The organism is Kovacikia sp. CALU 1929 (genome assembly GCF_056784235.1).
The window spans coordinates 228,149-244,608 of the sequence record NZ_JBXBCF010000075.1 but is presented as its reverse complement, the minus strand read 5'-3'; the positions used below and the strand labels follow the sequence as shown (position 1 = coordinate 244,608).

Here is a 16,460-nt window from a genome sequence, read left to right as displayed (position 1 = left end):
ATCAGTACTCTTGAACTAAAGGGAGTACCCAACTCATTGCACTTAAGGGCTTCCGCCTCACCCTGTTTAACAAAATTTTAGAAGCTGCGTGAGGCAGTAGCAACGCAATCTCAAACCTTTAAAGCAAGTTGATTCACGGGAATGACCTGAAATGACTGTACGAACCATTCGCTGCTGTCTTTGCGTGGACGAGGCAACCCGTAAGTTTTTGTGGGAGGCAATGGTATCTTATACTCTCCTGGTTAATCATCTGTTCGTTGAAATCGCAAGGCATTCCCAATTCCAGGAGTGGCAATCAAAGGGTGCCGTCCCTCGACAGGCGATCGAAGAACTCATTAAAGAATTTACAGCAACCAGCGCAAACCAGCTTCCTTCCCGCTTTTGTACATCTGCTGTGCTGATGACCCAGTATGTCTACAAGTCATGGTTTAAGCTACAAAAGAGCCGACGTTTGCGGCTTCAGGGTAAACAGCGGTGGATAGATGCGATTGAGAGCGATGATGAACTTGCTCAAACGACAGGATTTAGTCGGGAGGAAATTTGCTCAAAAGCACAAGAAATTTTGAATCTGGCAAGTCGTCAAAGTATTCACCTGCCAGGTAAGCAGAGCAGCAAGAAAAAGACGGGTAAAGCTTTACTAGGATTTCTGTTAGACAAGATTGAGACTACGAGTAATTCTTTGGAGCGACGAGCCATTGTTCATTTGCTTAAAAATGACCTGACAATCAGTGAGCAGGACAAGGCTCCAGAGATTTTGACTCAACAGCTCGAAAGCAAGAAAGTTGAAATTGAGCGTCTTGAAAAACAACTTCAGAGCCAGTTACCCAAGGGTAGGGACCCAAAAGGTGAGAGGTATGTGGAAAGCCTTCTAGCAGCTATCGCCCTACCTGATCCCAATGAAATTGACCACGCAGATGCCAACCTGTCTTCCTTTAAAGAGCAAAAACAAGTTGAGCTTTTCAACAGCCTACCCTACCCAATTATCTTCGGTAGTGCTGATGATCTCATATGGTCAGCCGATTCACGTAATCCTGCTTCCACCCAGACAGAATCCACAACCAGGCAAGAGCCAGCGAAAGTAAAAAAGCGGAAGAAAAAGAAGATTTGTTCTGACAGGATTTGTGTTCGCTTCAAAGGTCTCAAAAATTCTGTTTTCAAAATTCAGTGCGATCGCCGTCAACTACCCATCTTTCGCCAATTTCTAACGGACTATCAACTTCACTTTGAGGCTAATGAGAAGGAACGCTTTTCTCAAGCGCTATTTGCCCTGAGATCTGCCCAGCTTCTATGGCGTCCTGACGCTCAAAAGCATCATCACAAATCTGACTCATCTGACCAATCTCAATCTTCCAGGAACCAGCCCTGGCAAACCCATCGTCTTTACTTGCACTGTAATGTTGATACTCGTTTGCTTACAGCCGAAGGGACGGAAGAAGTTCGGCAACAGGCAAGGCTGGAGATTCTCCACAGTTTGAAGGGGCGTGAAGTATTGAGTGAGGAACAACTTTTGGAACTGGAAGTAACAGCCAATCAGCGATCTCATATCAAACGGCTGCAATCGACACTGAATCGCCTGAACAATCCCCATCCTCCACGTCCCAGTGTTGTCCGTTATCAGGGGGATCCGCTGATTGTTGTTGGGGTTAGTTTTAGTCCTCAAATTCCTCTGACAGCCTGCGTTGTTGATATTCGAACTGGCAATACGCTCGATTGCCAGGATGCGAAGCAACTTTTAACTGTGAAAAATGTTAGGACAAATCGAGGGAAACGAAGCATTCTTCAGTTGAAGCTGGCAGACCGACGGTTAATCAACAAGTTACATTTTCGGCGACAGCGAAATCTGCTTAAGCGACCAGAAGAATACAAGCAGGGTCTTTACAGAGACAGCAATTCAGAATCAAATTTGGGACTTTATGTGGAACGCTTGCTGGCAAGCAGACTGGTACGTCTTGCTGTCAAATGGCAAGCAGGTAACATTGCGGTTCCCGATCTGAAACATATCCGAGAGATCCTTGAAAGTGACATTCAGGCAAGAGCCAGACGAAAGTACTCGGCACAGAAGGAACTACAAGATCAGTATGCAAAGCAGTTCCGCACCATGAATCATCGTTGGAGCTATAATCGATTGGTTCAGTGCATCCGCGATCGGGCTTCAAAAGAAGGAATTATAGTCATTACTGGACAACAATCCCTTCAGGGAGAACCACGACAGAAATCTACACAGGTTGCCACATCAGCCCATGCAGCTTAATTGTTTTAGTCCAATTTAGTTTTGTACCTTGATAATATAATATTTTCCTAATAGCGCGCCGATCTCTTCGGAGAGTAGGTGGAAGTGTGGGGCAGTTTAATTGCTTTCCGCCCCTGCCAGTTGTCCTCTTCTTCTGCGAAGGTTACTTTGCAGATACGGTGCAGGGTCGCGCCTAGCATCAGGAAGCCACATTTTCGTATTGTGGTTGCACAGCCACTAATTACGAGGATACAGGAGTACGTGTACGGGCAGCTACAAAATCGTCTCCAAGCAAGGAGAAACCCCTCTACAATTTTTGGCAAACCGAAGCAAGGGCTAAAATCCCAGGACGTTTGCCAAAAATGAACCTCTTGCCAGGTGTTGCTTTCAAGCATTTTGGATCAGAATCTAAAAAAATTCTGCTTGAAAGTATAAAATTTTGGCTCTTATTGCCAAAACTGCAATGAGGAGATTGGCTGTGCAAGGAATTGGTCCTACAGGGGCGCAAACACCTTTTCAGCTCCAGACGGGTTGAAAGTTGACCACGACCATATTCCAGAAACCTCCCCAGTCCAGGCGCAAACACCTTTTCAGCTCCAGACGGGTTGAAAGCGATGTGACGGTTTCGTGTCCTTCCCAGTGGCATGGCTGGGCGCAAACACCTTTTCAGCTCCAGACGGGTTGAAAGGTTTTTCAAGACTCCTTCAATTACTACCGCCACTTGTGGCGCAAACACCTTTTCAGCTCCAGACGGGTTGAAAGGCGAGGAAATCATTAAAGGCAACGGTTTTGACTGATGGCGCAAACACCTTTTCAGCTCCAGACGGGTTGAAAGTTTAGACGCGATCGAGAATGAGGGATACATCTGGGTGGCGCAAACACCTTTTCAGCTCCAGACGGGTTGAAAGTTCTTCGAGTTCTTTAAGGTCGGATTTGAGTCCAGCGGCGCAAACACCTTTTCAGCTCCAGACGGGTTGAAAGCCAATACACAACGCTTGTTTGCTCTCAATGTGAAGCTGATGGCGCAAACACCTTTTCAGCTCCAGACGGGTTGAAAGAGAAGCGCTTCAGCTCTCCTCTAGTCAATCTCTTTAGGCGCAAACACCTTTTCAGCTCCAGACGGGTTAAAAGTTTGCAACTCCCAGGCTGATCAATTTTCGCTGCTTGTCAGGGTGCCAGAGGCACTGCTGTCAGGCGATTAGGGTTATTCCTTGCACAGTTTGAATCTTCAAGAGAAATATGATGGGTTGAAAGGAGCGCTGCGATCGCACAAAACAAGCATCTGAGTGCTCTTCGTTAATTCTGAAGCCAAAGATCTTGGACATTAAACCTTTAAAACCGCCAAGAACCCAATCCAACCATTGACAGTTCCTGAAGTACCTAAATTTCGTTAGTTTTGGACATTAAGTCTTTAAAACTGACAAATAAATGTTTAATGGACAAAAATGCATGGAGAATAGGGGATTCGAACCCCTCGCCTCTGCGGTGCGATCGCAGCGCTCTACCAACTGAGCTAATTCCCCTGATCAAATGTGTTTAAGTATTTTAGCATCGTGGGGGTAGGGCAGCAGGACAGCAGGGGGGAGGCAGCCCTTGTCATTTTCATATCTTCCTCCCAACCATCATTAACCTCTGTAACAACGAATGCTCTTTTAAGAGGAACTCTTTCATGCTTTAAACAACTTGCTTGGTTGAATCGCGTATGAGTAACTGGCACCAACTTGATGCAGCCCAGATCTTGCAGACACTAGCAACCGATGCTGACTTTGGACTCACCCAGGAGGAGGTTCGCCACCGCTTAGAGCAATACGGAACCAATGAACTGACTGAGCAGCCCCCTAAGAGCCTCTGGATCATGCTGTGGGAGCAGTTGACGGCAACGGCAGTGCTGGTTTTGATTGCAGCCGCTGTGATCTCGGCGGTGTTGGGTGACTACAAAGACATGGCAGCCATTCTGGCGATCGTGGGGTTCAATGCAGTGCTGGGAGTCAGTCAGGAGCATCGGGCTGGGCAAGCATTTGCAGCCCTGAAAAAGCTCACGGTTCCGAGGGTAAAGGTTTGCCGGGAAGGGGATTGGCAGGAGATCTCAGCGGCTGCACTGGTACCTGGTGATATTGTCATGCTAGAAGCAGGGGTGCTCGTTCCAGCGGACAGTCGGTTGCTGAAAAGCTTCAGTTTGCGGGTCCAGGAAGCGACCTTTACGGGAGAATCGGAGTCGGCTGAGAAGCGTAGTTCGGTGGTTTTAGGGGAGAACCTCACCCTGGGAGACCATCACAACATGGTCTATGCAGGCACCGTGATTACAGCCGGACGAGGGCTGGCTGTCGTGGTTGAAACGGGTATGAATACTCAGTTGGGCAAAATTACCGATGCGATTCAAACTATCGAGGTAGAGCCAACCCCGTTGCAGAACCGTCTGGAGCAGTTGGGGCAAAAGCTAGCGATCGCCACCCTGGTACTCGTGACTATCCTTTTTGTCCTGGGACTTTTGCGCGGGGAACCGCTTCATCTGATGATTCTGACTTCAATTAGTCTTGCCGTTGCGGTGATTCCAGAGGGACTACCTGCGGTGGTGACCATCGCGCTGGCGATCGGCTCCCAGCGAATGTTGAAGCATCATGCCCTGATTCGTCAGCTTCCGGCAGTAGAAACCCTCGGTTCTGTCACGGTCATTTGTTCTGACAAGACCGGCACCCTAACGGAAAACCGGATGACGGTGATTACCCTGGAGTCAGCCGGTCAGCGGGTTGACTTAGAACAATTGCTTCCCGAAACGGTTGAGTTCAACAACACTAAGCCTGATCACTCAAAATTCCTGTTTACAGAAAATGGGGAGTCTCAGGCGCACTCCCTCCCCAACCACTTATTAGTGGCGGCGACACTCTGCAACAATACTCTGCTATCCAACCAGAAAGGGGCAGACCCTGCGGCAGCTTTAGGCGACCCAACTGAAATTGCTCTGGTGGTTGCCGCTGCCCGCCTGGGACTGTACAAACCTGACCTGGAGCAGCAGTTTCCTCGGGTGGCAGAAGTTCCCTTTGACTCCGATCGCACCCGCATGACGACCGTTCATTTCCCTAAAAACCCTGTCCCCCCCCTTTCCTACCTCGCCTTTACCAAGGGGGCTGTGATTAATCTCCTGGAAGTGTCTAGCCAGGTTTGGACACCGGCAGGTGTGGTTCCCCTGAATGCGGCATGGGAGGAGCAAATTCGGACTTCTAATGATGAGTTGGCACAAACCGGAATGCGGGTATTGGGGACTGCCTTCCGCTGGCTCGATTCGTTGCCGGAGGAGGGCAGGGAAGTTGAAATTGAACAAGATCTGGTTTTTCTGGGGCTGATTGGGATGCGGGATCCTGCCCGTCCTGAGGTTGCGGCGGCGGTGCAGATCTGTCAGCAGGCGGGCATTCGCCCGGTCATGATCACCGGGGACCATCCTCTGATGGCTCAGCACATTGCCCATGAGTTGGGGATTTCCGCCAATCACCACTTGCTGACGGGAAAAGATCTGAACCAGCTTTCGCTTCAGGAACTAGAAGAGCGGGTAGAAAGTGTCCCCATTTACGCCAGGGTGTCTCCTCAGCAGAAGCTCAAGATTGTGCAGGCTCTCCAGGACCGGGGTCACATTGTCGCCATGACGGGGGATGGGGTGAATGATGCGCCAGCTTTAAGAAAGGCGGACATTGGTGTGGCAATGGGGCTGACTGGAACAGATGTTGCCAAAGAAGCCGCGGATATGGTGCTGCTGGATGACAACTTTGCCACGATTGTGGCGGCGGTGGAAGAGGGCAGGGTGATTTATGACAACATCCGCAAGTTCATTAAATACAGCATGACAGGCAATGCCAGCGGTGTCTGGATTATGTTGCTGGCTCCTTCTCTGGCGATGCCGTTGCCATTATTGCCGCTCCAAATTTTGTGGATTAACCTGCTGGCAGACGGGTTGCTGGCGATCGCCCTCAGCGTCGAACCCGCCGAACAGGAAACGATGCAGCGTCCCCCCTACCGTCCCAATGAAAATATTTTTGGGCGGGGGGTTGCCAGAGACATCCTCTGGGTGGGTCTGCTGGTGGGGGTCGTGTTGCTGCTGCTGGGCTATGAACTTTGGGCAGCGGGTCAGGCAAGCTGGCAAACAATGGTGTTTGTGACACTGGCATTTTCCCGCATGAGTCTGGCACTGGCAATGCGCTCTGAGCGGGACTCCCTATGCAGCATTGGGTTAATGACCAATATTCCAATGCTGGCGGCGGTTGTGATCACGTTTGGTCTGCAACTTGCGGTCGTCTACACGCCCTGGCTACAAGAAATCTTTAAAACTCAGGCACTAACAGCTTCAGAACTCTGCCTGAGTCTGGCTGCCAGTACGATTGGCTTTTGGGCGATCGAACTGGAAAAATGGGCAATTCGCTTCTCGTTGAAAGGTTGAAATGCTAACCGACTACCTGGGCAAGTTTTGTTTGCACTCCTGAAACACAAAATGCAATGCTCCCAAAATAGCAGTCAAATCATTCAGGCTGTAAAGTAAGGTTTCGTAGATTTGGCTCGTTGTAGTGAGCTTGTAAAATTGCCAGCCATCCCCATTCGTCACAATCCCAAATACATCAATATCATGCCCTAGTTGGCGGTTTTGCCATTGACAGGCTTGCATTTCAACCAGGCATTGGGCAAGTCCCTGTTCAAAGTTGTCCTTTTTCGCTTCGATGATGCAAGCCAGGGGCGCTTCTAAATAGGCTTTGTTCTCAGCAATCAGGTAGTCAACGTTCCCTATGAGGGTGTCGCTTTCTAAAGCGGCTCCTTTCCAGACTTTGAGACGCTCAAATTCGAGGATAGCTTCTTCGCAAATGGCATCAATCAACAGTTTTTTGGATTCCTCATAGCTACGCAGATCAAATACTCGTTGCAGACGACTGAGCCGTTCCTGAAAGAAAGCACTAGGGGCGATCGCCTCTGCCTGGATACTCCACGCCTGAAGTTGAGCCACACCCAATTGCTTCAGGGCTTTGGACAGGGTGAAACTGGAGAATTTTTGCTTTTTCAGAGGTTGAGCGGTTGTCATTGCTATATCACGGTAGGTGATTGCCCTATGCTATCGAAAGCGCGCCTTAAAATGGCAATCATTAACCAAATGGACAAAAAATTCAGAACCGGTGCTATTAGGGATGTGCCCCAAAATAAAGTACTCGCTAGACAAGCTGCTCCACGATGGATTCCCGCCTGCGCGGGAATGACGTTGGGACTTTATTAATTTGCGAGTCCCTTACCTCTTCTTTCGTACTGAAATCGACCATTCAGCAACCAGGTTCCCGACCAATCATGGGGCGATCGCTCAACTTTCCAGAGAATCCTGACTAACTGCACTCATACCAGTTCGTAGACTGATAGGCTTTGGGGTTGGAGTGTCAGCGGTTGTTGCAGGTCGATCGCCTCTGGAGTGGAAGCCCCTGGACCCATCCATTTGGGTTCTGAGGAGTCCAGGATTTTGCGCCACTGAGTTGGCGGTTCATCCCGATTGGATGGGATAGGAATTTGCGGTTGAATCGTGACTGCCTGCTGATTAAAGTTCATCAAGCACAATACCTGGCTGGTATCATTCCATCTGCGCCACCAGATCACCTGCTCCTGTTCAGCACAGGCAGCTTCAATACTTTGAAAATCCATTTTTTTCAAAGCTGGAATCGTTTGGCGGAACCGGATCAGGGTTTGATAGAACGACCACAGAACTTGATGGTTACCCTGTTTGCGATTTTCCCAGTTCAACTTGCACAGCAAAAATGTTTCCACTGCCTCCGGGTCGAGGGGTTCCCCTGCCGCATGGAAAGCCGCAAACTCCTGCTTGCGTCCCTGCCGTACCGCTTTGATCAGTTCCGGGTCAGAATGGCTGACGAAATAGGTAAAGGGAGTGTCTTCCCCGTACTCCTCCCCCATAAACAGCAAAGGCACATAGGGTGACAGCAACACAGCCCCCGCAGCCAGCTTCAGCGCTTCAAAGGACACCAGTTGGGAAAGTCGTTCTCCCATCATGCGGTTGCCAATCTGGTCATGGTTTTGAATGCAGACCACAAACTGGGAGGCGTTACAATTTTTCGGCGATTTGCCGTGAAAGCGGCGGCGGTGGGGAGAGTACTGCCAGTCATAGACAAAGCTTTGCTGCAATGCTTTTGCCAGATGCTCGCAGGTGCCAAAGTCTTCGTAATAGCCCTTGCGATCGCCCGTCAGTAGCGAATGGAGCGCGTGGTGAAAGTCATCACTCCATTGGGCATCAATGCCATAGCCGCCCATCTCTACCGGACGCACCACCCGCGGATCATTCAGGTCACTTTCCGCAATTAGATACAACTGGCGGCCCACTTGTGCTGAAAGGGCGGCCACCTGTTCTGACATTTCCTCCAGGATATGTACTGCGCCTAAATCGTAAATCGCGTGAATCGCATCCAGGCGGAGGGCATCAATGTGGTATTCCCGTAGCCAGTAGAGCGCATTCTGAATAAAGAAATGACGCACATCAGGACTGTGGGCATCATCATAATTAATCGCACTGCCCCAGGGTGTCAGGTAGACCTCCGTAAAATAAGGTCCATACTGGCTGATATAATTTCCTTCCGGTCCAAAATGGTTGTAGACCACATCCAGAATCAAGGCAATTCCTTCCCGGTGACAGGCATCTACCAGTCGTTTTAAGCCTTCAGGACCGCCGTAGGAGTTTTGTACCCCATACATATAGGTGCCATCGTAGCCCCAGTTGCGATAATCATTAATGTGGCTGGTTTCCTGAGGTGGGTGATTGCCGGGAAACTGGGCGATCGGCATTAACTCGATCGCCGTAATCCCCAATTCTCGTAAATCCTTGAGCCGGGGAATGATCGCATCAAACGTACCCTCTGGCGTGAACGTGCCCACATGCAATTCATAAATAATCATCGACTCCAGAGGCACCCCCTGCCAGTCCCGGTCAGTCCAGTCAAACCGATGATCCACCAATTGTGATGCCCCATGGACCCCTTCCGGCTGCAAATGGGATGCCGGATCCGGTCTACTTTCTCCTCCATTCAACTGGTAGAGATAGCGCGTTCCAGCAGGAATTTGGTCTGCCTTTACCTGCCAGTAACCGCCCTCCTGCCGCTCCATTGGCAGCAACCGTTTATTCTGGGAGACCAGCAGCACCGCCGCAGAGTCCAGTTTTGGTCCCCAAACCGTAAATTCACACTCCTCATTTCCGAGGTAATTAGCCCCAAGTTTCATGGTTGTTAGTTGTTAGAAGATGGTTATTGGTTATTAGTTATTGGTCATTGGTCATTGGTTATTGGTTATTGGTTATTTGCATTCACAGTTGACTAATGACTAGTGGCTAATGACAAAGGACACACAAGCTCAACTTTCAACTCTCCCCTATCCCGTCTACGACAACCGCCGTAGCACAACAATCGATCGCCCGACGACTGGAACCATTTGCTCTCCTGCAATCAGACGCTCGTCTTGAATAAAGCGAGGCTCTTTGGTGTCGATGACCATCGCCCATTCGTGACTTTGAAAGTCAATAGGTAAGGAAAATTCGATAGTCTCCCAGTGAGCATTGAAGAATAGCAGGAAGTCATCATCACTGATTTTCTGCCCTTGAGGTCCGGGGCTGGGAATCTTGTTGCCGTTGAGGAAGACGGCGATCGACTTGGTATAGCCGACATCCCACTGTTCTGGTGTCATCTCAGAACCATCCGGGTTATACCAGCCAATATCGGGAACTCCACGAATTGCCTGTCCCTGGAACCACTTACGGCGGCGAAACACCGGATGTTGTCGTCGAAAAAAGACCAGTTCGCGGCAAAAATCTACCAGGTCTTCGTTGGATCGCTGCAACTCCCAATCAAACCAGGAGATCTCGTTGTCCTGGCAGTAGGGATTGTTGTTTCCGCCCTGAGTCCGTCCCAGTTCGTCGCCACCCAGCATCATCGGGATGCCTTGGGAAAGCATCAGCGTAGCTAAAAAGTTGCGCCGTTGCCGTTGCCGCAGTTGTAGTACTTCAGGCTTGTCGGTTTCCCCTTCTGCTCCACAATTCCAGGAACGGTTGTGGCTTTCCCCATCGCGACTGTCTTCCCCATTGGCTTCGTTATGTTTTTCGTTATAGCTGACCAGATCATTCAACGTAAACCCATCATGGGCTGTAATGAAATTAATGCTGGCATTGGGTCGCCGTCCGTTGGTATGGAAATATAAGTCAGGACTGCCGGTGAATCGATAGGCAAATTCTCCCAGGGTTTCATCCTCACCCCGCCAGAAATCGCGCACTGTATCCCGGTACTTGCCATTCCACTCAGACCAGCGTACTGGAAAGTTACCCACCTGATAGCCACCATCCCCCACATCCCAGGGTTCGGCAATCAGCTTGACATCGGCAAGAATGGGGTCTTGATGGATGACTTCAAAGAATGCTGCCAGACTATTCACTTCGTATAACTCTCGTGCCAGTGCCGAAGCCAGGTCGAACCGGAAGCCATCCACATGCATTTCAGTCACCCAGTAGCGCAGGCTGTCCATAATCAGCTTGATCACCTGGGGATGGCGCATGTAAAAAGAATTACCACAGCCGGTGAAGTCCATGTAATAGCGGCGATCGCCATCCACCAAACGGTAATAGCTACTATTATCAATGCCGCGCAGGGAAAGGGTAGGACCCAGATGGTTGCCCTCGCCCGTGTGGTTATAAACCACATCTAGAATGACCTCAATCCCAGCATGGTGCAGGGCTTTAACCATTTTTTTAAATTCAACTACCTGTTCTCCCAACTTGCCACTGGCACTGTAGCCTGCGTAGGGGGCAAAGTAATTGAGCGAGTCGTAGCCCCAGTAATTCTTAAGTCCCTTATCCTTTAGATGCCCAGGGTACGCCAGAAAATGATGAATCGGCATTAACTCAATTGCTGTAATTCCAAGTCGCTGTAGATGCTCAATCACCGCGGGATGCGCCAGCCCTGCATAGGTTCCACGCAACTCCTCTGGCACATCTGGATGCAGTTTCGTAAATCCTTTGACGTGTGCTTCATAGATTACCGTTTCGTGCCAGGGTGTCCGAAGCAGGGTATCGCCCTGCCAGTCGAAAGCATGATCGATGACGACGGACTTGGGCATGAGTCGAGCACTATCCAGTTCGGAATAGGAGAGATCTTCGTCAGGACTATCCCAGTCATACCCAAACAATTCTGGACCGTTGCTTACATCGCCTGCGATCGCCTTAGCATAAGGGTCAATCAGCAGCTTATTGGGATTAAATCGGTGTCCTTCATCGGGTGCATAGGGTCCATCAACCCGATATCCATATTGTTGACCCGGGCCAATTCCAGGGAGATAACCATGCCAGACAAAGTTACTGACTTCCCGGAGGGCGATCCGAACTTCTTTGTCATCCCGGTCAAACAGACACAACTCAACGTCCGTTGCATTTTCTGAAAACAAGGCAAAGTTAGTTCCCTTACCATCCCAATAGGCACCCAGGGGATAAACATCACCAGGATAGAGAGCAACGTGCATAGATGTAACTCCAGTTGAAAATCAGAAGGTCAATGAAGATGCGTTATCAATAAAGAAGCATTGGAATGGCTAAGTCCACCTAAGCAAAATCAATGTAAGACTTATGTAAAAGGTTTGGCATCAGGTAATGGGTAAGCAATTAAACTAATACTAGTAACGAAGTATGCAACTTGGTAGCCAGGATCCCCGACATCTCGTTGCTCTTCATATAGTTGGCTAAAGTACATTTCACAGATGCTGGGGATCGGTCAATTGGCGTACACCGAATTAGTGGTTGGATTATTTTCAATTACTTGCATGAACACTGGTAATAAATAAACATTAAAAAGTAATCAGGTAGCCAAAGCTATTTAAAGATTATAATCGTCTGCATTCAACATTAAATCCGCTACACCTTATTTAGTACGCATATTTTTTGCCGTTGACAAATTAGTAATCTACATCATCCAGCAGGATACTGGATTTTCTGTTTGGCTGACTATTCCCCACAGGTGAGATTTATCTCTCCTGGGTATAACTCTTAAGACGTATACCTTTAGGCAGATAGAATGTATTGCTCCTTACAAAGGCGAAATTATCAATGGCTCCCTGCCTATATTACTTACTCACCGATCGCACCCAGCGTTTGCAAAGTAGAGATTGTTGCTGGGGTTAACCCTTTCACATTTTTCAGTTTCATGCCTTCGTAAAGCCGTTTGGCGATGAGAACGCGATCGCACTTCCCGGTCTCTGCATTCCAAATTCGTACCGTTTGATCTTGGGAGCCACTGGCAATAAATGCTCCATCCGGACTAAAGGTAACTGAAGAAACCAAATGGGCATGTCCAGTGCAAACGTGAATACACTCGCCTTTTTCGACGTTCCATAGTCTTACTGTTCGATCATGGGAAGCACTAGCAAGGGTTTGACCATTAGGGCTAAAAGCAACCGCAAAAACCCAGTTAGTATGTCCCGTGAGCGTTTGAATACATTGTTCTGTGTCAATATTCCAGAGTTTAATCGTTTGATCGGTGCTGCAACTGGCAAGCAGTCCTCCATCTGGACTAAAGGACACTCCCCAAATACGACTGGTATGTCCTTCTAGAGTTTTAAGGCAATGCCCTGAGGTTACATCCCACAATTTGATTACTTGATCCACGCCACAACTGGCAAGCATTTCTCCGTCAAGGTTGAAGGCTGTGCCAAGTAGTTTTTCTGTATGTCCAGTTAATGTTTTAATGCATTGTCCGGTATGGATATCCCAGAGTTTTACGGTGCAGTCTGCACTGCCACTCGCCAGAATGCGCCCATTCGGATGAAAAGTGACGCTATCAATCCAATCGGTATGTCCGTGTAATGCTTGAAAGCATTCCCCTGTTTGCACGTTCCACAATCGCACAGAAGAATCTGTACTGCCGCTTGCCAGGATCTGTCCATTAGGACTAAATGCCACGGAATAGATAAAATCAGTGTGACCTTGCAGAGTTCTCAGACAATCTTCAGTTTGCCAGTTCCAAAGTCGCACGGTTTTGTCATTACTGCCGCTTGCCAGGGTTTTGCCATCGGAACTAAACGCAACGGGTAGTGCCCAATCGGTGTGTCCGTACCAGGTTTTCAAGCATTGCCCACTGTGATAATCCCACAAACGCATGGTCTGATCTAAGCTAACGCAGGCGATCCGAAACGGCTCTGCTTCGCTACTCGTCTGATTGTCAGAACTCACTGCGACACAACACACCTCGTTCGTTTGTTCATGCAAGGTTTTGATGCAGTTATCGCTGTAGCAATCCCAAAACCGAACGGTGCGATCGCCACTACCACTGACAATCAAATCCCCGGTTGGACTAAAGGCAATGGAATAAACACCGCTTTGGTGCCCGGTGTAGGTTCTCAAACATTCCCCGGTTTCGTAGTCCCACAGTTTGATGGTGCGATCGCTGCTGGCACTGGCTAAAACTTCGCCATCGGGGCTAAAGGTGATGGAACGAACCCAGCCCGAATGTCCGGTGAGGATTTTGGATAGCACTTCGTGCCGCGGCGCTAGAGGATTTTGGACTTCGACGTGAGCGCTCAGTCGAACGATTTTGGATTGAATGCTCTCCGCGTCTTCGCCTCTCCGCGTCTCCGTGTCCTGCTCTACTCCTAAGCTTTTTCCATCTTCCCTGCCTTCTACCTGTGACAAATCCCATAGCCGGATTGTGCAATCGGTTCCGCTGCTGGCAAGGGTTTTGCCATCTGGGCTAAAGGCTACAGAGCGCACCCAGTTGGTATGTCCGGTGAGGGTCGTTAAGCAGTGACCATCCCGAACACTCCAGAGTTTAATAGTGCGATCGCCACTCACACTGGCTAAGGTCTCACCATCAGGGCTATAGGCAACGGCAAAGACTTCATGTTCATGCCCAATGAAGGTCTTAATGCAAACCCCATCCTGGACATTCCAGAGTTTGATCGTCCAATCGGCTCCGCAACTTGCCAGCGTTTGACCATCGGGACTAAAGACAACAAACCGTACCCAGTTGGCATGTCCTCGACAGATGAGCAGTAGCTTCCCTGACTTGACCTCCCACACGCGCACATCGCAGTCAGTGTCACAGGTTGCCAGGATTTGACCGTTGGGGCTAAAGGCAGACCATAAAATATTTCCGAGTGTTTCTGTAAAGGTACAATGCGATAGGTCAGCATCGGTGAAGTCTACGTTGTGTAGTGTTACTGCCTGCAAATAGGCTTGCCAAACCGTTAATTGGGAACAATCCAAATCGGTTAAGTCTACACCTGCTTGATGCAGTAAATTAATTGCGTTACCAGCCGCATATCCGGTTTCTTTCGCGGGTTTGCCTCGTAAGTTTTTGAGCATTTGACTCAAGCGATCGCGTACATCCTCAATACTGCCAAATATCATTGTCAACTGATCAATTGCAGGCTGAACGATTAAGTTTGCTTGGGTTTCACGAATGTAATCTTTTGTGGTTGCTTTGAGCAGTGCATGAGTGATAAAGATTTTGGATTTGCGATTTTGGATTTTGGATTGATTAACTCCCTCTAACTCCTGACTCCTTTCAAAGCTGTTAACTTCTGCTACGCTTGTGAAGTTAACAGCTTTGACTCCTGACTCCCTAATATTTTCACAAACTTGTTCAATGAAATGAGCTGTCACATATTCCATGACCACAGGCTGGTGGGTAAAGCTGCTGCCACTTTTTTCAATTAAGGAGCGACGTTGTAATGAGTTGAGTGACTCTAAAAATTCGCGGGGTGGAATGGGGATGACAAAATCGGCTTGGAGTTCGGCAAGGGTAACCGGCTCTCGATCGATCGCTAGCCAATACATGATGTCGCGCTCTAAATCCGTCAATCGCTGAAACTGTTGTTCTAATAAGTCTCGAATGTCGTCGAACAGGAACGCGCTGTGTTGAGCTGTATGGAGAAAAGAGGAAATATCACTATCAAAGTAGTCGTGAATCGAGGAAGCGACAATCTTGAGTGCCAGTGGATTTCCGGCATAGCGTGAAATCAGGGTTTGCCATTCAGTCTCGGTCGCCGTGAATCTTCCTTTAACGTTGAATAATTCCCGACCGTCACCCTCAGGTAAGCCGCTGAGTTGCAGCGATCGCACAGGTAGGCTTTCCCCTTCAAACTTAGCCAATCCCTGGGGTTTTTCACGAGACGTGAGAATCAAACAACTTTGATGGGCTGTCTCTGCCACACATCGCAGTAGTTGACCGTAGCCTTCGTAACCTATGCGATACCGTCCGGTGCGATCGCCTGCTTGCAAAATCGATTCTGTATTATCCAGAATCAGCAGACAGCGGGAGTTGCGCAGGTAATGGAGCAATCGTGTAATTCTACCTTCCAAATTCGTCGGTAAACTGGTTTCCTGTTGTTCTGAGAGAAACTGGATGATGTCTGCCAGCAAATCGTCTACAGGAGGAGCATTGCGGAGCGATCGCCAGATGACCTGGTCAAAGTTTTGTTCGCGTAGCGTCTCCACAGGAGATTTTTTAAGTTTTGAGTGTTGAGTTGATAAGCTTAACTGAGAACTCATAACTGAGAACTCACAACTCTCTACTATTTCCCTTGCCAGCTTCACCGATAGCGTCGTTTTGCCAATTCCACCCATACCGAGTAGCGTGACTAAGCGACAATTCTCCTGCACAACCCACTGTCTGACCGTATTCAGCTCTGTCTGGCGACCGTAGAAGATGGAGACATCCGGTGCATCGCTCCAGTCAATTGATTTTGGATTTGCGATTTTAGATTTTAGATTGTCATGGTTCTCTTGCTCGTCTTGCTGCTTCTGCTCGCCCGCTTCTGCTCGCCCGTTTCTGCCTCCTGACTCCTCAACCACTTCCTCCCAAGCCAAGCCAAGCACTTGACAATAAGCCTTAAATGCCTCTGCATTGATCGGGTATTTTCCAGCCAAAAACCGCTTCCAGGTTCCCTCCGAGACTCCGTCTGCAAGAACTCCATCTCGAACCCAAGAGATGCCTAAAATTTCGCTAGTTGCCTCAATCCAGCGGAAATCGCTGGTTGCCCAACCCTTTTCGGATCTAGCCTGCTTGATGCGTGCAAGTCCTAGTTGTGAAGCCTTCAACGTAGCCATGCTGCTTGGATCAATCTCTTTTCGGAAAGAGGCGAAACAATGCTTTTAGTCTTAAGTAAATCTCCCAGATTTTGTGGTCATGTGCAATACCATACTTAAGCTAATTTCAGCAAGATCAGTTTTATTCAGCCG

Annotated in this window: 7 protein-coding genes, 1 tRNA gene and 1 CRISPR repeat array; of the genes, 3 read left to right on the top strand and 5 right to left on the bottom strand. The window is 48.9% G+C overall.

Translation table 11 applies throughout. From position 1 onward, the window contains the following. Nucleotides 1–151: 151 nt before the first annotated feature. The gene (gene cas12k, locus AC1S52_RS19525; protein ID WP_482030716.1) at nt 152–2,251 is read left to right on the top strand and encodes a type V CRISPR-associated protein Cas12k; all 2,100 of its coding nucleotides are present in this window, start codon (nt 152–154) and stop codon (nt 2,249–2,251) included. Nucleotides 2,252–2,731: 480 nt separating this feature from the next. After that, nucleotides 2,732–3,361: direct repeats of the CRISPR family, unit length 37 nt; unit sequence GGCGCAAACACCTTTTCAGCTCCAGACGGGTTGAAAG. Nucleotides 3,362–3,680: 319 nt separating this feature from the next. Here cas12k and AC1S52_RS19520 read toward each other — a convergent pair. After that, nucleotides 3,681–3,753 (bottom strand) — tRNA-Ala (locus AC1S52_RS19520). Between the two features lie 179 nt (nt 3,754–3,932). On the opposite strand from AC1S52_RS19520, the gene AC1S52_RS19515 reads away from it, so the two are divergent. Further along, complete coding sequence (locus AC1S52_RS19515) at nt 3,933–6,656, top strand: cation-translocating P-type ATPase (RefSeq protein ID WP_482030715.1); 2,724 nt, start codon at nt 3,933–3,935, stop codon at nt 6,654–6,656. A 12-nt stretch (nt 6,657–6,668) separates the two neighbouring features. Here the strand turns inward: AC1S52_RS19515 and AC1S52_RS19510 are convergent, their stop codons facing one another. Then, a complete protein-coding gene (locus AC1S52_RS19510) occupies nt 6,669–7,286 on the bottom strand; it encodes a hypothetical protein (RefSeq protein ID WP_482030714.1) in 618 nt (205 codons plus the stop codon). Between the two features lie 146 nt (nt 7,287–7,432). Here AC1S52_RS19510 and AC1S52_RS19505 point away from each other — a divergent pair, with 146 nt between their 5' ends. After that, the gene (locus AC1S52_RS19505) at nt 7,433–7,582 is read left to right on the top strand and encodes a hypothetical protein (RefSeq protein ID WP_482030713.1); all 150 of its coding nucleotides are present in this window, start codon (nt 7,433–7,435) and stop codon (nt 7,580–7,582) included. A gap of 6 nt (nt 7,583–7,588) precedes the next feature. Here the strand turns inward: AC1S52_RS19505 and treZ are convergent, their stop codons facing one another. The 3 genes from treZ to AC1S52_RS19490 all read right to left on the bottom strand — a co-directional run bounded on the left by treZ (nt 7,589) and on the right by AC1S52_RS19490 (nt 16,328). Further along, a complete protein-coding gene (gene treZ, locus AC1S52_RS19500; protein ID WP_482030712.1) occupies nt 7,589–9,469 on the bottom strand; it encodes a malto-oligosyltrehalose trehalohydrolase in 1,881 nt (626 codons plus the stop codon). A 156-nt stretch (nt 9,470–9,625) separates the two neighbouring features. After that, nucleotides 9,626–11,749: a glycogen debranching protein GlgX gene (gene glgX / locus AC1S52_RS19495; RefSeq protein WP_482030711.1), complete on the bottom strand. Its 2,124-nt coding sequence runs from the start codon at nt 11,747–11,749 to the stop codon at nt 9,626–9,628. 601 nt (nt 11,750–12,350) lie between these two features. Further along, the gene (locus AC1S52_RS19490) at nt 12,351–16,328 is read right to left on the bottom strand and encodes a WD40 repeat domain-containing protein (protein WP_482030710.1); all 3,978 of its coding nucleotides are present in this window, start codon (nt 16,326–16,328) and stop codon (nt 12,351–12,353) included. Between the last annotated feature and the right edge of the window lie 132 nt (nt 16,329–16,460).

Excerpts from the sequence above, each read along its gene's own strand:
- cas12k (WP_482030716.1), top strand. The coding sequence starts at position 152 with ATGACTGTACGAACCATTCGCTGCTGTCTTTGCGTGGACGAGGCAACC.
- AC1S52_RS19515 (WP_482030715.1), top strand. The coding sequence starts at position 3,933 with ATGAGTAACTGGCACCAACTTGATGCAGCCCAGATCTTGCAGACACTA.
- AC1S52_RS19510 (WP_482030714.1), bottom strand. The coding sequence starts at position 7,286 with ATGACAACCGCTCAACCTCTGAAAAAGCAAAAATTCTCCAGTTTCACC.
- AC1S52_RS19505 (WP_482030713.1), top strand. The coding sequence starts at position 7,433 with ATGGATTCCCGCCTGCGCGGGAATGACGTTGGGACTTTATTAATTTGC.
- treZ (WP_482030712.1), bottom strand. The coding sequence starts at position 9,469 with ATGAAACTTGGGGCTAATTACCTCGGAAATGAGGAGTGTGAATTTACG.
- glgX (WP_482030711.1), bottom strand. The coding sequence starts at position 11,749 with ATGCACGTTGCTCTCTATCCTGGTGATGTTTATCCCCTGGGTGCCTAT.
- AC1S52_RS19490 (WP_482030710.1), bottom strand. The coding sequence starts at position 16,328 with ATGGCTACGTTGAAGGCTTCACAACTAGGACTTGCACGCATCAAGCAG.